Genomic DNA, 19,223 nt, shown 5'->3' with positions numbered 1-19,223 from the left:
TGGTATATGGATGCCCGCTGGCGGGCGTCCCCCGCGTCAGGGTGGTTCTCCGCCGGCATCCTCGGTTATGCGGAGTGCTGCAACGACGGCGGCAACCAGCCCGTTGGGTGAAGGCTCCGCTGCAATGGCAGCGACTGGTAAGCCAAGCGCGTCGGCCTGGTCCGCCGTCGAACGCCCGATGGCCACGAAGCGGCACCCGCGCAACGGGGAAAGTTCGTGGATGCGCCGGGCGGCGCTGGGGGAAGCGGCGATGACGGCGTCGAGGCGTCCGGCCGCCAGCTCAGCTGCGGCGTTTTCCGGTGTGAGCAGGGCGTACGACGGCGGCTGCCGGTCCGCTCCCCGGCTTACCCCCGGGATGGCCAGCCTGCGTTCGGCTGCTGCGGGGTAATCAACGGTGCGGTAGGCGGTCACTGCGGTCACCTTGCTTCCGGCGGCTGACAGGCCCCCCGCCAGGCGGGGCGATGCTATGTCGGCCTGAGGCAGCAGGACCTTGCCGTCCCCTCCCGGCCACACAGCGAGCAGGCCTGCTGCGGACTGGTCCTCCTCCGGCATGAGTGCGACCTCAAGCCCCTGGTCTTCCAGGAGCCTGCGCGTCGCCGCCCCCACCGCGGCTATCCGGGTAGCAGGCGGGATCCACTGGGCCGGTGACAGGCCCCGTTCAGCGGCCTTGGCCGTGAGCACATGGACTGTGGTGGCACTGCTGACCACCAGCCAGTCGAAGGCCCCCGCACCCAGCGCATCGCAGGCAACATCGAGGGAGTGCTGGTCCGGCGCACGCTCGAAGTCGATCAAGGGCAGCAGGAGTGCACTGGCACCGGCCGCCTGCAGCGCGTCCACGAGCGCCAGCGACCGCTCCGGACTGCGCGTGATCAGTACCCGCGCCCCGGACAGTGGCCGCTCCGGCAAACCCTTGTCCTGCATGCTTACCCGCGTCCCGGCCGGACCGGCCGGACCTGACAGACGCACTGGACAGGCAACCGCATGGCCGGAATCAGGAAGCCTGCAGGTCCGCGATGTCCGCGGCGCCGGCGGCGAGCAGGACTTCGGCCAGTTCGATGCCCAGCAGCGTGGCGCCCACCTCGGTGAGGCCGTCGGTGGCCCGCTTGTCCCGGACAGAAGCCGTGCCGTCCACCGCGCACACCACGGCCTCCAGGTGCAGCAGGCTGCCCTTGCGGAAGGCGTAGGCGCCAACCGGTGCCGCGCAGCCGGCCTCAAGCCGGGCCAGCAGGGCCCGCTCGGCCGTGACCGCGAGCCGGGTGTCGGGATCGTCAAGTGCGCTGAGGGCCTGGGCCAGGACGTCTTTGGACCCTTCGGCAAAGCCGGGCCGGGCGGGGGCGTCGGCCGTGCGGCACTCGATGGCCAACGACCCCTGCCCGGCGGCGGGAAGCATAACGTCCGTTTCGAGGAACTCGCTGACGGTGTCCAGCCTGCTGATGCGTTCCAGGCCTGCGGCTGCCAGTACCACGGCATCCAGGTCGCAGGACTTGCCGGGAACCACTTCAGTTGTGGCGTTGCCCGGCAGCCCGGGGACCCGGCCAAGGCGGGTGTCCACGTTGCCGCGGATATCGATGATCTCCAGGTCCGGCCGTGCGGCGCGGAGCTGGGCGGCGCGCCGCGGAGAGCCGGTGCCCACCCGTGCGCCCGCGGGGAGGTCGGCCAGTTTCAGCCCGTCCCGGGCGCACAGGACATCGCGGACATCCACCCGCCGCGGAGTTGCCGCCAGGCTCAGCCCTACGGCCGCGCCCGTGGGCAGGTCCTTGAGTGAATGGATGGCGACGTCGCACTCGTTGCGCAGCAGCGCATCCCGCAGGGCGGCGACAAAGACGCCGGTGCCGCCCATCTGGGAGAGCGAGCCCGTCAACACATCGCCGTCGGTCCGGATGTGGACCAGCTCCACCGGAAACCCTCCGACGGCGGCCAGCTGGTCTGCGGTCTGCTGCGTCTGCGTGAGCGCCAGCTTGCTGGCGCGGGTGCCGATCCGGACCGTCACTGCTTCGGCGCTCCCCCGGAAGCGGCTGGCTGGCTGGCGCCGGCCTCGCCGGGGTAGGAGTCGTGCCCGGTACCCACGGTGGTGTCCGCACCGGCAATGGTGGGCTTTTCGCCGCGGAAGTTCTGGCAGCAGCCCGGCCGGCAGACGTCATACCAGGGGCCGAGGTCCGTCAGCGCCGGACGGTCACTGATGTTGTTGGCAGCCGTCCGCTCTGAAATCAGGTCCACCATGCCGTTGACGAACTTCCGGTGTGTGCCGGGTGTGGGGACGCGCGTGGCGGTAAGCCCCAGGTTGGCGCAGGTTTCCAGGGCTTCGGTGTCCAGGTCCCAGACAACTTCCATGTGGTCGCTGACGAATCCAAGCGGGACGATGACAATTCCCTTGACACCCTGGCCGGCCAGTTCCTCGATGGCGTCGTTGATGTCCGGCTCCAGCCAGGGCACGTGCGGAGCGCCGGACCGGGACTGGTACACCAGGGACCAGGGCGCCGTCAGGCCCGATTCCTCTTCCACGCGCCGGATGACGGCGGCAGCCGTGGCCAGGTGCTGGGCAACGTAGGCGGAGCCTTCCGCGAATTCGCGGGGTTCGCCCTCCGAGCGGCCGGCGGCCTCCGCGTCCCGGGTGGGGATGGAGTGGGTGGCAAACAGGATCTGGACCGGCGCGTCCGGGGCGCCTGCCGCTGCGAGCCGTTCCCGGACCTCGGCGAGGCCGGCGGCGGTGCCCTCAACGAACGGCTCCACGAACCCGGGGTGGTCGAAGTACTGGCGCACCTTGTCCACTTCGAGCCGGCCGTCCAGGCCGGTTTCGGTCAGTGCCATCCCGATGTCCTCGCGGTACTGGCGGCAGCTGGAGTAACAGGAGTAGGCACTCGTGGTGATCATCAGGAGGCGGCGGTGGCCAGCGTCGTACGCGTCCTGCAGGGTCTGCGGGATGTACGGGGCCCAGTTGCGGTTGCCCCACAGGACCGGCAGCTCGATGCCGCGGGCAGCGAGTTCGGCCTCCAGGGCAGCCTTGAGCTCGCGGTTCTGCTGGTTGATGGGGCTGATGCCGCCGTTGGCGCGGTAGTGGTGCGAGACCTCTTCCAGCCGTTCATCCGGGATGCCGCGGCCGCGGGTCACGTTGCGGAGGAACGGGATGACGTCCTCCTGGCCTTCCGGCCCGCCGAAGGAGGCGAGGAGGACGGCGTCGTAATTCTTGGGTGCCATCCGCCCGGCCTCGGTGACAGGGTTGACGACGACGGCGCCGCCGGCGGTTGTGGGGTCAAGCTGGCTCATGCGAGCACCTCCGCTACTTCTGCCGGGGAAATCCGGCGTCCGGTGTAGAACGGGACTTCCTCCCGGACGTGGTTGCGTGCTTCGGTGGCGCGCAGGTGGCGCATCAGGTCCACCAGGTCCACCAGTTCGGGGGCCTCAAGGCCCAGGATCCATTCCCAGTCACCGAGGGCGAACGAGGAGACGGTGTTGGAGATGACCTGCGGGAACTCCCGGCCCAGGAGGCCGTGTTCGCGAAGCATCGCGCCCCGCTCTTCCTCGGGCAGGATGTACCACTCGTAGGAGCGGACGAACGGGTAGACGCACAGCCATTCCGCCGGCGCTACCCCACGGGAGTATGCGGGCGTGTGGTTCTTGGCGAACTCGGCCTCGCGGTGCACGCCCATGGCGGACCAGACAATTTCCGTGCCGGCAAAGAGGGTACTGCGGCGGATGTCGCGGATGGCCTGCTGCAGCGCTTCCGGCTTGGGACCGTGGAGCCACACCATGACGTCCGCATCGGCCCGCATGGCGGAGACGTCGTAGCTGCCGCGGTGCGTCACGCCGGCCTGGGCCAGCCGTTCCAGGAGGGCCTCGAAGTCAGCGGCTGCGTCGGCGCTGCGGATCAGGGTTTCGGAGCGCTTGAATACCGTCCAGAGGGTGAAAAACTGCTCGGCTGATTCTTCGGTTTTAGTGACAGATTCGGCAGAAGTGTGGCTCATGGTTACAAGTTTGCCCCCTCCTACCCGTCAAGTCGAAACCAACAACTTCTACAAGCCGTAGAAGTGCGCAACGTCACATCGGCGGGAGGGCCGGGCAGTTCCCGGCTTCCCCTAGGGCTTCCGCAACCGAAGGTAGATCACGCCCGCACCGGCGGCCAGGCCCACCAGTCCCAGGCCGAGCCCGATCATGGCTGCCTGCAGCTCCGGCTGCGTGCTGATGTAGGAGCCCACACGCTGCCTGCTGCCCGGCAGTGTCCCTGCGGCCTGCGGAGTGCGTCCGCCCGTTTCCCTGGCCTGCTCCGGCTGTACTGCTTCGGCTGCCCCCGGAGCTCCGGGCGTGCCGGCCCCGGCCTCCAAGCCCGCCGCAGGCGGCGGCACGCCGTCCCCGGGAATGCCTGGCTGGGCGGAGGCCGGGTGCGCGGGGACCGGGTGTGCGGTCGGTGGCTGCTCAGCACTTCGGTGTTCGGTGCCAGGCAGGCCAGCCGCAGGCTGCTCTGCCCGCGTCCCGTGTTCCATCGGCGGCACGGGCGCGCCGGTGGGAGTGCCGGCCGCGGTCGGCCCGGCGGTCGCGGAAGGAGCCGGGCTCCCTGTCAGCGTCCCCGGCGAGGACAGGGACGGAACCGGCACGGCTGTTGCAGGAAGCGTTGCCGACGGTATGTCCGGTACATCTGACGGCAGCGGGAGGGGCGTCGACGGTACCGCCGACGGGGATGCCGTGGCCGAGGGAGCCAGCGAGGCTGTGACCGCCGGAAGGAGGGGAATTGGAACGGACAGGGTGGAAGGGACTGGAGAAGGGGCAGCTGCCTGCCTGGCAGGCCTGCCGCCGTCGTACGTTGTGTCCTTGCGCGGCTCCGCGCTCGGTTCCCTGCCTGCCCCCCTAGCCACGGCGGCTGGCGACATAAAAGTTGGGCAGATCAGCGACTTAGTGCCCTGGCAGGAGGCCCTGGCAGCTACGCGCTCCTGACCAGCAGCGAAGTTCAGCGGACCAGGCTGTGGATCTGTTCGATCGTGTCGGAGACCACAGCGGCCAGACCGTTGCCCGCCACCCAGCCGCCGACGACGGCCAGGCTCCCCGCCGCGGCACAGGCCTTCCGGATGTCCGCCACGCGGGCGCGGTGTCCCACAGCGGCGAAGGGCAGCGATCCGCGCCACCGGACCACGTCCCAGTCCACCACGTCCCCGGCTTCGATGGCCACGCCCAGCAGGGCCTGTGCATCGCGCAGGGAAGCGGCGAGCAGTTCGGCGTCGGTGCCAGGACCGCCGGGCTGTTCGCCGGCCCCGTCCACCCGGCCGTAGGAGAGCCGGATAACGTGACGGCCGGGGCCGGCCGCTTCGGCCAGCCAATGCCATTTGCCGGTGGCATGGGTCAGGGCTTTCGCTTCAATGCCGGGGGTCTGGGGCGCCACCAGCACGCCCGTGCCGCGGGGACGGCTGTCCAGTTCGGGCTTGTCGAGAACGAGCGTGACCAGTTTGACGTCGGGTCCTGCGGGAGGCCGTCGCCCTGCCAGGGCGGGCACTGCGGCTTCCAAAAGTCCGACGGCGGCCGGACCGTCAACTCCTACCACCAGCAGGCCGGCGTCGAACGTTGCTCCCGGCGAGCTAACCCGCCACCCTTCAGCCGTCCGGGCCACCGCGGAGGCGGGCGTCGCGGAAAGGAGCGTCACCCCGCGGCTGCGGAGCTCGCCCACCAAAGCGGTGACCAGCGTGTGCATCCCGCGCTCAAGGCCGGCAACGGCAGAGCCTGCCTTGGCCGGAGCGGCAGGTTCCGGCCCGCGGCCGTTGTGCCTTTGTGACGCGGCGCCGGCGCGGCGCTGGGCGGAAACTGCAGCGGCAAGGGAGCCGTGCCGCCTGATGCCGGCGCGGAGCCCCGGAGCCACCATGTCCACGTCGAGCAGCCCTGGATCCGCGGAGTGAACACCGCCCACCACCGGGGCCACCAGGCGTTCCAGGACCCTGTTTCCCATGCGTGCTTTTACCAGGGCGGAGACGCTGATGACATCTTCCGCCGTCCCCACTGAGGCCGGGAGGAACCTGTCCAGGGCGGCCCGGAGGGTTCCCAGGACGCCCAACGACCTCCTGACTTCCGGGTCCCACGGGTTGGCCGGAATGCCCAGGACGCCCGTCTTGGGCAGTTCGCGCGGGCCGTCCGGAAGCTCGACCCATGCTCCCCCCGGGCGCGGCGGGACGATGCTGCCTGCGAGGCCAAGCTCCCCGGCCAGCCGCGCAACAGCGTCGGACCGGGTGGCGAAGGACTCCGCGCCGCTGTCCAGGGTCAGGCCGGCAACGGTGTGGCTGCCTACGCAGCCGCCCCATTCCGGTCCGGCTTCCAGGACTGTGACCTGGTAGCCGGCGGAAGCCAGCTCCCGGGCGGAGAGCAGCCCGGAAATACCGCCGCCCAGCACCAGCGCGGTCCGGGGCTGAGCCGGCATGCTGCCCATGGGGTTACTCCGGGGAGATGGAGTGGATGAGTTCGACTACCCGGGTGAGGACGGAAGGATCCGTCTCCGGCGGAACGCCGTGCCCCAGGTTGACCACGTGCCCGGGGGCTGCGGCGCCGGCGGCTATGACCTCGCGGACGTGCGCTTCAAGGATTTCCCAGGGAGCCGGCAGGAGCGCGGGATCGATGTTCCCCTGCAGCGGCACCGTGCCGCCCAGCCGGCGGTTTGCCTCATCGAGCGGAAGGCGGTAGTCCACGCCCACCACATCCACTCCAACGTCGCGCATGGCCACCAGGAGTTCTGACGTGCCCGTGCCGAAGTGGATCAGCGGAGCGCCGAGGTGCCGCACGTGGTCCAGGGCGCGTGCCGAGGCCGGCGCCACATACCTGGTGTAGTCCGCCAGGCCCAGGGAACCGGCCCAGGAGTCGAACAGCTGGGCTGCGGAAGCGCCGGCCTCGAGCTGTGCCTGCAGGAACATGCCGGAGGCGTCGGCGGCCCAGTTGGCCAGGGCGTTCCAGGTTTCGGGGTCTGCGTGCATCATGGTGCGGGGGCCCAGGTGGTCACGGGACGGCCTCCCCTCCACCATGTAGGCCGCCAGCGTGAACGGTGCGCCGGCGAAGCCAATCAGCGGGGTGCTGCCCAGCTCGGCCACGGTGAGGCGGACCGCTTCACGGATCGGTTCCAGTGATTCCCATGTCAGCTGCGGCAGCGCTGCCACGTCTGCGGCCGTGCGGACCGGAGTGTCAAGGACCGGTCCCACGCCAGGCACGATGTCCACGCCGACTCCGGCAAGCTTCAGGGGAATGACGATGTCCGAGAAGAAGATGCCCGCGTCAACGTCGTGGCGGCGGACGGGCTGGAGCGTAATCTCTGAAGCCAGCTCCGGACGCAGGCAGGAGTCCAGCATCGCAACGCCTTCGCGGACCTTGAGGTACTCAGGCAGCGAGCGTCCGGCCTGCCGCATGAACCAGACAGGGCGCCGGGACGGTTTGCCTCCGCGGTATGCCGTGATCAGCGGGGAATCTGCGGTGCGGCCGTCCAGCAGCGGGTGGTCTGCGGCGAGGGCGCCGGCAGGGGACATGGCGGGGCTGGAAGTCATGCCTTTGATTGTGCCGAAAATCGGCTGCAAAAGATAACGACAAAGTGTCACCCGAAGGTGCTTTGGCCGCGCCGTGGCAGGAATCACAGCCTCCGCCTGCACCAGTCCACGTCCGGAGTTGTTCTACCGAGTAACGAAAAAGCTATGATTGTCCTGCTGTGGTTCTTTTTTCATTGGTGGCTACACACGCCGACATCGATCTTGAGACCGTTGCTCAGTTGAGCAACGGTTCCTCTGGGATCGCCACATCCGCCCTCTCCGGATCGCCGGCAGTGACGGGTGCCATTGTCCTTGCCACCTGCAACCGCTACGAGATCTATGGCGAGGCACCCCATCCGGATGATGTGGAGGCTGCCCGCGCCGCCCTGGTGGCCCAGATCAGTGACGTCAGTGGACTGAGCGAACCCCTCGTCTCACGCTCCTTCAGTACCCGCACCGGTCCGGAAGTCAGCCAGCACCTCTTTGCCGTCAGCGCAGGCCTGGACTCCGCCGTCGTCGGAGAACGTGAAATCGCCGGGCAGGTCCGGCGGGCACTGATCACCGCCCAGCATGAAGGCACGGCAAGCGCCGGCCTGGTCCGACTGTTCCAGGCGGCCTCAAAGACTGCCAAGGATGTCGGCGCGCAAACGGCCCTCGGCTCCCGGGGCCTGTCCATTGTTTCCGTCGCCCTGGACCTGGCAACCGACCTGTCCGAGAATCCGGACTGGTCCAGCAAGAAAGTCGTGGTGTTCGGCACGGGAGCCTACGCCGGGGCCACCATGGCGCTCCTGCGCGAACGCGGCTGCACGGACATATCGGTCTTTTCCTCTTCCGGCCGCGCCGAAGGTTTCGTGGCCACCCGTGGCGGCACCGCGCTTGACGCCGACTCCCTTCGCCCGGCCGTTGCTGCGGCTGACGTCATGATCGGCTGCAGCGGTTCCGACACCAGGGTGGAAGCCGCTGAACTGGCTGATGTCCGCGCGAACTCTCCACAGCCGCTGATTGCCATCGACCTTGCGCTTACCCATGACTTCGACCCCGGAGTTGGCGAACTTGATGGCGTTGAGCTCCTCACCCTGGAGTCGGTGCGCCTCGCCGCTCCCCAGGAGCAGGCCGAATCGCTGGCCCAGGCCAGCGGCATTGTGAGCGGGGCCGCGAAGGCCTTCGAGCACGAGCGCGAGGTCAGGTCCGTGGATTCCGCTATCGTTGCCCTGCGCCGGCACACCATGAGCGTCCTGGACGCGGAAATGGAAAAGGTCCGGGCCCGGCACGGCTGCACGGCCGCTGCCGAGGAAGTGGAGTTTGCGCTTCGCCGCATGGTCAAGCAGCTCCTCCATGTGCCCACGGTGCGCGCCCGCGAGCTCGCCGCAAATGGCCAGCAGGACGACTACGTGGCAGCCCTGGAGGCCCTCTACGGCATCACCGTGGAGCAGCCGGCGGCTGCGGCCCCCCAGGCCGAATGCCCGGTGGACCACCGCGGCCTCGAAACCGCCTGATCCGCCCTCCCCCGCCAACGCTCTCGCACTTCCTGTGCCCTTTTGGCCCACGCTCTCTCCATTAATGCGCCGTTTTCGCCAACGCTCGCTCACCTCCCGCAGGAAAGTGATAGAGCGTTTCGGTCCAAGCCACATCAAGTGATAGAGCGTTTCAGTTCAACCCACATCAAGTGATAGAGCGTTTCAGTTCAACCCACATCAAGTGATAGAGCGTTTCAGTTCAACCCACATCAAGTGATAGAGCGTCCTAGTAGACGGGTTTGTTGGGTTCCACCTCACGCACCCAGGCGAGAATGCCGCCGTCGAGATGGCTGACCCGCTGGTAGCCCGCTTTCCTGGCCGCGGCCAGGACGTTGGCGGACCGTGTACCCGCTTTGCAAAGGAACACCACATCCCGGTCCTGGGGAATCTCCGGCCAGGCCTCCCCCGCCAGGATCCGGCCCTGCGGGATCAGCACGGCGCCGTCGATGCGGACAATGTCGTACTCACCCGGTTCCCGCACGTCCACCAGGTCGAAGTCCTTGAGGCCTGCCTTCCGTGAGGCGAGCATGGTGGCGAGCTGCGTGGCTGTGACGGTATGTTCCGTGTCCGACGGGGCCGCCGGGGTAATGCCACAGAAGGCCTCGTAGTCCACCAGTTCCGTGATCGGCTCCGCCGCCGGGTCCTTGGACACCCGGATCTCCCGCCAGCTTCCGCCGAGGGCGTCGTACAGCGCCACCCGGCCCAGCAGGGAACGTCCGACGCCGGTGATCAGCTTGACCGCTTCGGTCACCATCAGCGACCCCACGGCCGCGCACAGCATGCCGAACACGCCGCCCTCGCCGCAGGACGGCACAGAGCCGGCGGGGGGTGCCTCAGGGTAGAGGTCCCGGTACGTGGGCCCGTGCTTTTCCCAGAACACGCTGACCTGGCCGTCAAAACGGAAGATGGAACCCCAGACGTACGGCTTGCCCAGGATGGCTGCAGCGTCATTAACCAGGTAGCGGGTAGCGAAGTTGTCGGCGCCGTCGAGGATGAGGTCGTAGCCCGCGAACAGTTCCAGTGCGTTCGAGGCATCCAGCCGGACATTATGCAGCCGGACGTCCACCAAGGGGTTCAGGTCGGCGATGGCGTCGCGGGCCGACTCGATCTTGGGCCGGCCAACGTCCTTCACCCCGTGGATGACCTGGCGCTGCAGGTTGCTGAGGTCAACGTCGTCGTCGTCAATGATTCCCAGCGTCCCCACCCCGGCGGCGGCGAGGTACAGCAGCGCAGGCGATCCCAACCCGCCGGCCCCGATAACCAGCACTCTTGCGTTCTTGAGCCGCCGCTGCCCGATGGCGCCGATCTCGGGAATGATCAGATGCCGCGAATAGCGCTCCACCTCTGCGGCGGTGAGGTCGGCTGCCGGTTCCACCAGCGGATCCAAGGACACAGTTGAAACATTTGCATTGAACGTCGAGGCCATACTTCAATGTATGCCCCGGGATACCGCCCGGTCATATTACCCCGCAGTAAAGTGGAGGTAACTGCAACGAAAGAAGGACAACCGTGGTCCATGAAGCTCGGGCTAACCGCCCGCCGGCCGTCGAACCGCAAACGCCCTCGCGTCCTGCAGGCCAACGGTCAGCCAGGCTTCCACGGGACGAACGCCGCGCCCAGCTGCTCATGGCAGCCCAGGAAGTCTTCGTGGCCAACGGTTACCACGGTGCAGCCATGGACGAGATCGCCGAGACGGCGCACGTCAGCAAACCGGTGCTCTACCAGCACTTTCCCTCAAAACGGGAACTGTACCTCGCCCTGCTCGAAAGCCACCTCGCGTCCCTGACCGACCTCATGCTGGGGGCGCTGAACTCCACCACGGACAATGACGAGCGCGTCCAGGCCGTCATGCGGGCGTATTTCCAGTTCATAGCCAACGACGACCAGGCCCACCGGCTGGTGTTCGAGTCGGACCTGATCAATGACCCTGACGTCAGCGCACGGCTGGAAACCTTCAACAGGACGTTTGCCGACGCCATCGCCCGCGTCATCGCCGAGGACACCAAGCTCCCCCATCTTGAGGCGCAACTCCTGGGCCGGGGACTCGCTGGAATGGCGCAGGTCAGTGCCCGTTACTGGCTTGAAACGGACGGCAACCTGGACCTCGATGTCGCCAGCGACCTCATCTACCGTTTAGCTTGGCGCGGAATCTCTCGCTTCCCCAAAGAGTCCTAGACTACAAATAAGACATAAGCAACGAACGTGAATGGCTGGGAGGCCCCTGTGGAAATTAAGATCGGCGTTCAGAATATCGGCCGCGAAATCGTACTGGAATCAAACGAGGATGCGGATTCGGTAGCCAAGATTGTGGAGGATGCCATCACCAAGGGCAGTGAGCTCCGCCTGAAGGATGACAAGGGACGCCTGATCATTGTTCCCGGAAACGCCCTGGGCTACGTGGAAATCGGGGCCGAAGAAGCGCGGCGCGTAGGGTTCGGCCAGTTCTAGGACCTGCCGAAGAACCGCCCGCAGTCCAAGGAGGACCATGCTTTCGCTGACCATCGTTGTACTGGCAGCCGCAGCCGCAGGCTTTATTGTCTGGGCTAACGACAAGCGGCATGCCAAGTATGGGGCCGGTGTGCCCGCCGGGGCTTCCGTGGCCGTGGCGGCCCTGGCGTGGATCATCCTGATGGCCGCCGGATTCGGATACCTGCCGGGACTCACCTGGATCCCCTGGGTGCTGCCGATCGTGCTCGGAGCCGCGGCCGCAACAGCGGCCGCCATCTACCTTGGCCGCTCCCGTGCCCGGCAGGATACGGAACGTCTGACGGCGATCCTGCGGGCCTGAGGCCCGGCCAGGAACGTGGACGGGCGCAGCACACGCTAAACGGCCGTGGCCGCAGCCCCTCGGGGTGGCGGCCACGGCCGTTTAAAGGAAACAGTCTCTGGTGAACGCGGCCGCCTGGTGCCCCGCCTGCCACACGGTGGGGACGCTTGGCGCTGTGCAGGCGCCTAATGCCCCTGCACGTACTTCGCCGGCTCGGCTACGGCCCCGGCCGCTGCCGCAGCCTCACTTGCTCCCGCGGCTGCCGCGAGGTCCCGCGCGGTCACCTGTCCCCCGGCGTCGTGGGACGTGTAGCGGATGAAGACGCGGTTGTAGCGCCAGTCCAGGTCCGGATGGTGGTTCTGCTCCTCGGCCAGGCGTCCGACGTCGGCAATCAGCTCGAGTGCGGCAGCCGCCGTCGGCATCTTGAAGACGGTGACCAGCCCGCCATCCCCGGCGCGCCAGTCAGGCAGCCCGGCGAGGGCTTCGTTGATACGTTCCGGGGAAAGTGCGTCTTTGCCGGCCACTGCTGCTCCTGGGATCAGGGCGCCGGCCGGCAGAATGCGGGCCCTACAGGAACTCGGCCCGGCCCTCCATTGCCGACGACGCCAGCGCGTGTTCACGGCGGGGTATGCGACCTGCCGCTTTCGCCAGCCTACCGGCGATGACCGCGTGCTTGAAGGCCTCCCCCATCAGGGCGGGGTTCTGCGCCCTCGTCACGGCCGTGGCCAGGAGCACGGCATCACAGCCCAGTTCCATCGCGAGGGCGGCGTCGGAGGCCGTACCGATGCCCGCGTCCAGCACCACCGGCACCGAGGCCCGGGACACAATGAGTTCAATGTTGTGGGGATTGAGGATGCCCAGGCCGGTCCCGATCGGCGAGCCAAGCGGCATCACAGCGGTGGCTCCGAGGTTTTCGAGCCGCAGGGCCAGGACGGGATCGTCATTGGTGTACGCAAAGACCTTGAATCCCCTGTTGACCAGCTGCTCCGTGGCTTCCACAAGCTCAACGGCGTCCGGCAGGAGGGTGTGTTCATCTGCGATGACCTCGAGCTTCACCCAGTCGGTTTCAAGGGCTTCCCGGGCGAGTTCGGCAGTGAGGACCGCGTCACGCGCCGTAAAACACCCTGCGGTGTTGGGCAGGACCCGGATGCCGTGGTCCACCAGCAGCTGGAAGAGCGAGCCTGCCTCGTCCGGCGAATAGCGGCGCATGGCCACGGTGGTGAGTGAAGTGCCGGACGCCAGGAGCGCGGCGCCCAGCCCGTCGAGGCTGGGCGCGCCGCCGGTGCCCATGATGAGCCGGGATGCCAGGGGGACGCCGTCAATGACCAGCGGGTCATTGAGGCCGGAGAGCTGGCTGCTGTTGATGGTGGTTTCGGTCATGGTGGTCAGCCTCCCTGTACTGCCGTGACAAGTTCGACGTCGTCGCCCTCGGCGAGCGCCGTGGCGGACCACAGGCTGCGGGGCACAACCTGGGCATTGCGGGCCACGGCCACGCCCAGCCTCCGGCCGTCCGTGGCCCGGCCGTCAGCGGCCAGTGGACGGCCGGTGACCTCGCTGACGAGCGCCGCGATGGACGAATCGCCGGCCACGGTGCGGCCGGTTCCGTTCAGGGTGATGTTCATGCTGTCTCCTGGATGTTGAGTGGGTGGGCCGCGTCGGCCGGGCGGGAGGGAGCCGCGCTGAACCGGCCCGGGTTGAACGGGGCCCAGCGGGGGTCTTCCCTGCCGTCCAGGAGTTCGCGGCAGATTACGGCCGCAGCCGGGGTGAGCAGGATGCCATGGCGGAAGAAACCGGTGGCAACAATGAGCCCGGGCACGTGGCCGGGCCCGGGCGTGTTCGGCCCTCCAGTGCCGGGTTGGCGGCCTGCGGAGGGCTCGTCGGGCAGGGGCACCCGTCCGAGCAGCGGGGCGTTATCCGGTGTGCCGGGCCGGGCACGTGCCGTGCATTCGAGCAGCTCTAGCTCCGCGACGGCGGGCACGAGCACCTGCGCGTCGCGGAGAAGCTGGTATACGCCCCCGGCAGACACCGCCTCCGCGCTGGAACCGGTGTCCCTTCCCAGCGCATCCTCACGCTGGGTTGCCCCGACCACCACGGTCCCGTCCTGCCGGGGGACGATATATACGGGAATCCCGCGAACCAGCCCCCGGACAGTTGAGGTCACCAGCGGCCGAAGGTGCGCAGGTACTGCGAGCCGCAGGATGTCCCCGTGCACCGGCCGCAGGGGAAGGTGCAGGCCTGCCGGCAGTCCCGCGAGTTCCGCGGCGTGCAGCCCGTTGGCCACCACCGTCTCCCCCGCCAGGACGGTCCCACCGCCCTCCAGGACTGCTCCGGCAACGGCACCGTCCTTCCAAAGCAGGCCGGTTGCCTTGTCCGGCACCGCATATCCGTCGACGGCGCCGGGCACACGACAACGGCTGCTTAACGCTCCGCCGGCATTCCCGGCCAGGGCACGGCGGAGGCAGGCCACCAGCAGCCTGGGATCCACCTGGTGGTCCGCCGGGGTATCCAGCGCACAGGCAATGCCCGGGCTGAGCAGGGGCTCGCGGCGCCGGGCCTCGCGGATGGTGAGCGGTTCAACCGTGAGGCCGCTGGACAGCTGGACTGCACGCAGGTCCAGCAAAGCCCTCCTGTCCGCGGCGTCGGCACCCACGGCGAGGGTCGGCGTCGTCAGATATCCGGGATCCGAACCCGCAGCCGCGGCGAGGTCCGCGGCGAAACCTGGCCAGCGGGCGGAGGCATCGATCATGAGTTCCAGGAGGTCTTCCTCCTGGTAGTGCAGCTCGCTCACCGGGGCAAGCATCCCCGCGGCCGCCCAGCTGGCCCCCGAACCCGGCGCATCATCGATCACCACCACCGAACGGCCCGACTGCCTCGCCTCCCAGGCAATGCCGTGGCCGATGGCTCCCCCGCCGATCACCGCAACATCGGCCGCGATCGCGGAGCCGGGACCAGGACGGCCGCTTTGTGCGTGAGGCATCGGTTGTCTCCTTCCCTACGCCGGTATTAACCGGATCAGGTCAAGCGGTCGGCTCTGACGCCCTCTCAGCCCGGCGCTTTGTGACAGCTGCCGCGGCTCCCGCAGTACGAGCCCAGTGTAGAGGAACTAGGCTGGCTCCCATGAATGTGTCCCACCCCGCTGCCGCCGCTTCCCGTCCGTCCGGTACAGACGCCTTTATCAACGCGGAAGGGAGTGCCGGCCTGCACAATGCGCGCCTGTACCTCTGCACGGATGCCCGCCGCCGCCAGGGTGACTTTGAACAGTTCGTGGATGCCGCGTTCGCGGGCGGCGTGGACATCATCCAGCTCCGGGACAAGTCCATCGAAGCCGCCGAGGAGCTGGAACTCCTGTCCGTCCTGAAGGAGGCAGCGGTCCGCCACGGCAGGCTGTGGGCAGTAAACGACCGCGCGGACATTGCCGTACTCTCAGGCGCCCCGGTCTTCCACATAGGCCAGAAAGACCTTCCCCTCAAGGCAGCCCGGACGCTGCTGAACGGGAACGCCGCAATCGGCCTGTCCAGCCACAGCCCCGAACAGGTGGACGCCGCCCTGGCCGCTGCCGCCGGCCCCGCCGCGCTCGACTACTTCTGCGTGGGCCCGCTGTGGGCAACACCCACCAAACCCGGCCGGGCCGCCGTCGGCTTGGAGCTGGTGAAGCATGCGGCCGCCGCCTCGGCGGCGCAAGGGCAGGGAAGGCCCGACGGCGGCGTGCCCTGGTTCGCGATCGGCGGGATTGACCACGGCAACGTGGAGCAGGTGGTGGCGGCCGGTGCCAGCAGGATCGTTGTGGTCCGGGCCATCACGGAAGCCGATGATCCGGCAGCCGCTGCCGCATCGCTGCTCGGCGCCCTGGACGCTGCCCGCCCCTGACGCGGAGCCGGATCTCCGGGGCAGCCGCGGGCGGCCCGGTGCACTATTTGCGAAATTCGGGCTACGCTGATTTTCGTGTCACATCATCGGCTGGCCCCCAATGTCCACGAGCACACCAACGCCCTCGAGGCTGCACTCAGCGCCCTGCGGACGGAACTTGAGCTGCCGGGCGACTACCCGGCTGACGCCGTGAAGGACGCCGAGGCGGCGGTATCGGCACTGCAGCTGCCGGCCCATGACCTCACCGGCATCGACTTCATCACCATCGACCCTGCGTCGTCCACCGACCTTGACCAGGCGCTCTACATTGAGCGGGACGGCAGCGGCTACCGCGTGCTGTATGCCATCGCCGACGTCCCCGTGTTCGTGGCTCCCGGCGGGCCGCTGGACGCCGAGACACGGCGCCGGGGGCAGACTTTCTACACCCCGGACGGCCGCATTCCGCTGCACCCGGAAGTCATCAGCGAAGGCGCGGGAAGCCTCCTGCCGGGGCAGGACTGTTCGGCGTTCGTTTGGGATTTCCGGCTCGACGCCAGCGCCGAAGTCACCGCCGTCACGGTCAGGCGGGCCCGCATGCGCAGCCGCGCCAAGCTCAGCTACAAGGGCGCCCAGGAGGAGCTGGACGGCGGCAGCCCTTCCGCCGTCCTGGTCCTCCTCAAAGAGGTGGGGCTAAAGCGCGTGGCGCTGGAGCGCGCGCGGGACGGCGCAAGCCTGAACATGCCGGACCAGGAGATTGTCCAGCTTCCCGACGGCGGCTACCGGATTTCGGCGGCCCCGCAGCTGCCCGTCGAGGACTGGAACGCCCAGATCTCGCTTATGACGGGCATGGCGGCGGCGCAGCTAATGCTGGCCGGCAAAGTGGGCATCCTCCGCACCATGCCGTCACCGGACGAGCGTTCCCTGCACCATTTCCGGCTCCAGACGGAGGCCCTCGGAAAGCCCTGGGACGGTGAGGTGAGCTACGGCGAGTACCTTCGCAGCCTCGACCCCACGGAGCCCCGGCAGCTGGCCATTATGCATTCAGCGGGAATGCTCTTCCGGGGGGCTGCGTACACGGCGTTCGACGGCACGGTCCCCGAAGACGCCGTTCAGTCCGCCATTGGCGCGGCCTACGCCCACACCACCGCGCCTCTGCGCCGCCTGGTGGACCGCTTTGTCCTGGTGACCTGCGAGGCCCTGTGCAATGGTGGCGAAGTGCCCGGCTGGGTCCGTGATGCGCTGCCCTCACTTCCCGAGATCATGGCCGGCTCGGACCAGTTGGCGTCCCGGATGGAGCGCATGGCCCTGGACACCGTGGAGGCGGCGCTCCTGGTCAACCACATCGGGCAGGAGTTCGACGCAATTGTCATCTCCGGATCCAAGCCCCAAAAGGAAAACGGGAACGGGAGCACCGGCAAGAACGGCAACGGCGGCAACGGCAGGAACGGAAACGGCCGCAATGGCAACGGCAACGGGGGCTCCGGCATTATCCAGATTGCCGAACCTGCCGTCACGGCCCGCTGCGCCGGCGAGCTGGAGGCCGGCACCAAGGTCCGCGTGCGCCTGGTGTCCTCCGATATCGCCACCCGCGAAGTGCATTTTGAACTGGTCCCGCCACTGTCCTGAAGCGGGCTGATTTCCTTCCAGCTGGCAGGCACGGCGGTCCAAAGCCGGGTTTCCCTGCCCTTGCGGCTAGACTGGAGAGGTAGAAATGGATGCCCGGTCGTTGATTTCCTTGATTTGAAACCAACAAGCCCGCCCCTACGCGATCTTGAGAAACACCCGCTGGTCACCAGTGCCAGCATTTTAGATAGCCCGCGATCGGCTTCCACTGGAATTGCTTGCGCGCCTGAGCGTGCTCCGGAACGGCCAAGGCCGGCCCGTTGAGCAGGCAGCGCCCTTGCCCAAATGAATAAGGAAACTCCACGTGAGTGAATTGCATACCCACCAGCTTCTGACTGACGACTCCGGCACCGAAACGATCGAGCCGGAAGAAACCATCATCTCCGACGAGAAGCCGCACGAGATCGAGGAGAAGTCCTTCGCGGACTTCAACGTCCGCGCCGACATCGTGGAATCCCTGGCGGACGCCGGAATCACCCATCCCTTCCCCATCCAGGCCATGACCCTGCCGGTGGCCCTCTCCGGCCACGACATCATTGGCCAGGCCAAGACCGGCACCGGCAAGACGCTGGGCTTCGGCATCCCCGCCCTGCAGCGGGTAGTGGGCCGGGACGACGCCGGCTACGAGAAACTCGCGGTCCCCGGCGCACCGCAGGCCCTGGTCATCGTCCCTACCCGCGAACTCGCGGTGCAGGTGGCCAACGATCTTCAGACTGCCTCCCGCAAGCGGAACGCCCGCATCGCCACCATCTACGGCGGCCGGGCCTACGAGCCCCAGGTGGAGGCCCTGAAGAACGGCGTGGAGGTTGTGGTGGGAACCCCCGGGCGCCTCATCGACCTTTACAAGCAGAAGCACCTGAGCCTGAAAAACGTGAAGATCGTCATCCTGGACGAGGCCGACGAAATGCTTGACCTCGGCTTCCTGCCCGACGTCGAGACCCTGATCGCGGCCACGCCGGCGGTCCGCCAGACCCTCCTGTTCTCCGCCACCATGCCCGGGCCGGTCATTGCCATGGCCCGCCGCTACATGACCCAGCCCACCCACATCCGCGCCGCTGACCCGGATGACGAAGGCCTCACCAAGCGGGACATCCGCCAGCTGATCTACCGCGCGCACAGCATGGACAAGATCGAGGTGGTGGCCCGCATCCTCCAGGCCAAGGGGCGCGGCCGCACCATCATCTTCACCAAGACCAAGCGCACCGCGGCCAAGGTTGCAGAGGAACTGGTGGACCGCGGCTTCGCGGCGGCAGCGATCCACGGCGACCTCGGACAGGGTGCTCGCGAACAGGCACTCCGGGCCTTCCGCAACAACAAGGTGGATGTCCTGGTGGCAACCGACGTCGCCGCCCGCGGCATCGACGTGGACGACGTCACGCACGTCATCAACTACCAGTGCGTGGAAGACGAAAAGATCTACCTGCACCGGGTGGGCCGCACCGGCCGCGCCGGCAACAAGGGCACTGCCGTCACGTTCGTGGACTGGGATGACATGCCTCGCTGGGGACTGATCAACAAAGCCCTGGGGCTGAGCGTGCCCGAGCCCGTCGAAACCTACTCGTCCTCCCCGCACCTGTACGAGGACCTGGACATCCCCGAGGGCACCAAGGGCCGGCTTCCGCGCGACAAGCGCACCCTCGCCGGTGTTGACGCTGAGGTGCTCGAGGACCTAGGCGAGACGGGAAAGAAGAACAGCCGCGGGGGCCGCGAGACCGGCAGCTCGCGCGACGGCCGTGGCCGCGACAGCAGGGACCGTGGCGCCAAGCGCGAAGCCGGCCGCAGCAGCGACTCCGCTGCCCGCTCCGGTGAGCGCCGCCGTCGTACGCCTGATTCAGCCGCAGCACCCGCTGCTGCCAGTGACGCTCCGGCAGCAGCCGGAGCCGAGCAGCCCTCACGCACCCGGCGCCCCCGCACCCGCACACGGCGCCGCAACGGTGAAGTGGTGGGCGGCGGGAACGCTGCACAGCCCGGAAGCACCGAGGCCTAACGCCC

19 protein-coding genes and 1 riboswitch are annotated in these 19,223 nt (G+C 68.1%); of the genes, 7 read left to right on the top strand and 12 right to left on the bottom strand.

The window, feature by feature from the left end:
- Positions 1-36: 36 nt before the first annotated feature.
- The 7 genes from ACIQF4_RS01780 to hemE all read right to left on the bottom strand — a co-directional run bounded on the left by ACIQF4_RS01780 (position 37) and on the right by hemE (position 7,499).
- Positions 37-921, bottom strand: a complete 885-nt coding sequence (locus tag ACIQF4_RS01780) for a uroporphyrinogen-III synthase (RefSeq protein WP_400514022.1) — start codon at positions 919-921, stop codon at positions 37-39.
- Between the two features lie 70 nt (positions 922-991).
- Positions 992-1,990: a hydroxymethylbilane synthase gene (hemC, locus tag ACIQF4_RS01775; RefSeq protein ID WP_400514020.1), complete on the bottom strand. Its 999-nt coding sequence runs from the start codon at positions 1,988-1,990 to the stop codon at positions 992-994.
- Positions 1,987-3,264 (bottom strand): ferrochelatase, encoded by a 1,278-nt coding sequence (locus ACIQF4_RS01770; protein ID WP_400514018.1) that lies wholly within the window; start codon positions 3,262-3,264, stop codon positions 1,987-1,989. Before ACIQF4_RS01770 ends, hemC begins: the two co-directional genes overlap by 4 nt.
- Positions 3,261-3,962, bottom strand: a complete 702-nt coding sequence (gene hemQ / locus ACIQF4_RS01765) for a hydrogen peroxide-dependent heme synthase (protein WP_188811698.1) — start codon at positions 3,960-3,962, stop codon at positions 3,261-3,263. Before hemQ ends, ACIQF4_RS01770 begins: the two co-directional genes overlap by 4 nt.
- 111 nt (positions 3,963-4,073) lie before the next feature.
- A complete protein-coding gene (locus ACIQF4_RS01760; protein WP_400514016.1) occupies positions 4,074-4,847 on the bottom strand; it encodes a hypothetical protein in 774 nt (257 codons plus the stop codon).
- Positions 4,848-4,939: 92 nt separating this feature from the next.
- The gene (gene hemG, locus ACIQF4_RS01755; protein WP_400514014.1) at positions 4,940-6,400 is read right to left on the bottom strand and encodes a protoporphyrinogen oxidase; all 1,461 of its coding nucleotides are present in this window, start codon (positions 6,398-6,400) and stop codon (positions 4,940-4,942) included.
- 4 nt (positions 6,401-6,404) lie between these two features.
- Positions 6,405-7,499 (bottom strand): uroporphyrinogen decarboxylase, encoded by a 1,095-nt coding sequence (gene hemE / locus ACIQF4_RS01750; RefSeq protein ID WP_400514012.1) that lies wholly within the window; start codon positions 7,497-7,499, stop codon positions 6,405-6,407.
- A gap of 158 nt (positions 7,500-7,657) precedes the next feature.
- Here hemE and ACIQF4_RS01745 point away from each other — a divergent pair, with 158 nt between their 5' ends.
- A complete protein-coding gene (locus ACIQF4_RS01745; RefSeq protein WP_400514010.1) occupies positions 7,658-8,974 on the top strand; it encodes a glutamyl-tRNA reductase in 1,317 nt (438 codons plus the stop codon).
- Between the two features lie 247 nt (positions 8,975-9,221).
- Here ACIQF4_RS01745 and moeB read toward each other — a convergent pair whose 3' ends face one another.
- Positions 9,222-10,421, bottom strand: coding sequence for a molybdopterin-synthase adenylyltransferase MoeB (gene moeB, locus ACIQF4_RS01740; protein ID WP_400514008.1), 1,200 nt, complete (start codon positions 10,419-10,421; stop codon positions 9,222-9,224).
- A gap of 83 nt (positions 10,422-10,504) precedes the next feature.
- Between moeB and ACIQF4_RS01735 the strand changes: the two genes are divergently transcribed.
- From ACIQF4_RS01735 to ACIQF4_RS01725, 3 genes are read left to right on the top strand one after another with little or no spacing between them, the layout of a single operon-like run.
- Positions 10,505-11,170, top strand: coding sequence for a TetR/AcrR family transcriptional regulator (locus ACIQF4_RS01735; protein ID WP_231456289.1), 666 nt, complete (start codon positions 10,505-10,507; stop codon positions 11,168-11,170).
- Between the two features lie 48 nt (positions 11,171-11,218).
- Positions 11,219-11,443 carry a DUF3107 domain-containing protein gene (locus ACIQF4_RS01730; RefSeq protein WP_104185044.1) on the top strand — a complete coding sequence of 75 codons (225 nt, stop codon included), beginning with the start codon at positions 11,219-11,221 and terminating at the stop codon, positions 11,441-11,443.
- A 37-nt stretch (positions 11,444-11,480) separates the two neighbouring features.
- A complete protein-coding gene (locus tag ACIQF4_RS01725) occupies positions 11,481-11,783 on the top strand; it encodes a hypothetical protein (protein ID WP_350001850.1) in 303 nt (100 codons plus the stop codon).
- 164 nt (positions 11,784-11,947) lie between these two features.
- On the opposite strand, the gene ACIQF4_RS01720 is transcribed toward ACIQF4_RS01725, so the two are convergent.
- The 4 genes from ACIQF4_RS01720 to ACIQF4_RS01705 all read right to left on the bottom strand — a co-directional run bounded on the left by ACIQF4_RS01720 (position 11,948) and on the right by ACIQF4_RS01705 (position 14,739).
- Entirely contained in the window at positions 11,948-12,286 is a 339-nt protein-coding gene (locus tag ACIQF4_RS01720) for a 4a-hydroxytetrahydrobiopterin dehydratase (RefSeq protein WP_400514006.1), read from the bottom strand.
- A 43-nt stretch (positions 12,287-12,329) separates the two neighbouring features.
- Positions 12,330-13,142, bottom strand: a complete 813-nt coding sequence (locus tag ACIQF4_RS01715) for a thiazole synthase (RefSeq protein WP_400514004.1) — start codon at positions 13,140-13,142, stop codon at positions 12,330-12,332.
- 5 nt (positions 13,143-13,147) lie between these two features.
- Positions 13,148-13,384, bottom strand: coding sequence for a sulfur carrier protein ThiS (thiS, locus tag ACIQF4_RS01710; protein ID WP_400514002.1), 237 nt, complete (start codon positions 13,382-13,384; stop codon positions 13,148-13,150).
- Positions 13,381-14,739: an FAD-dependent oxidoreductase gene (locus ACIQF4_RS01705; protein WP_400514000.1), complete on the bottom strand. Its 1,359-nt coding sequence runs from the start codon at positions 14,737-14,739 to the stop codon at positions 13,381-13,383. The genes thiS and ACIQF4_RS01705 overlap by 4 nt, the downstream gene beginning before the upstream one ends.
- A riboswitch (TPP riboswitch) is annotated at positions 14,735-14,852 on the bottom strand. It overlaps the preceding gene by 5 nt.
- A 27-nt stretch (positions 14,853-14,879) precedes the next feature.
- Between ACIQF4_RS01705 and thiE the strand changes: the two genes are divergently transcribed.
- The 3 genes from thiE to ACIQF4_RS01690 all read left to right on the top strand — a co-directional run bounded on the left by thiE (position 14,880) and on the right by ACIQF4_RS01690 (position 19,218).
- Positions 14,880-15,629 carry a thiamine phosphate synthase gene (thiE, locus tag ACIQF4_RS01700; RefSeq protein ID WP_400513999.1) on the top strand — a complete coding sequence of 250 codons (750 nt, stop codon included), beginning with the start codon at positions 14,880-14,882 and terminating at the stop codon, positions 15,627-15,629.
- A 75-nt stretch (positions 15,630-15,704) separates the two neighbouring features.
- The gene (locus ACIQF4_RS01695) at positions 15,705-17,234 is read left to right on the top strand and encodes an RNB domain-containing ribonuclease (protein ID WP_400513998.1); all 1,530 of its coding nucleotides are present in this window, start codon (positions 15,705-15,707) and stop codon (positions 17,232-17,234) included.
- Between the two features lie 301 nt (positions 17,235-17,535).
- Positions 17,536-19,218, top strand: coding sequence for a DEAD/DEAH box helicase (locus ACIQF4_RS01690; protein WP_350001856.1), 1,683 nt, complete (start codon positions 17,536-17,538; stop codon positions 19,216-19,218).
- The last annotated feature ends 5 nt before the right edge of the window (positions 19,219-19,223 follow it).

Origin of the sequence: Pseudarthrobacter sp. NPDC092202, assembly GCF_044755505.1 — a bacterium.
In the GTDB taxonomy this organism is placed as follows: Bacteria; Actinomycetota; Actinomycetes; order Actinomycetales; family Micrococcaceae; genus Arthrobacter.
Note: the sequence above shows the minus strand (reverse complement) of the source record. Positions and strands in the feature narration are given on the sequence as shown.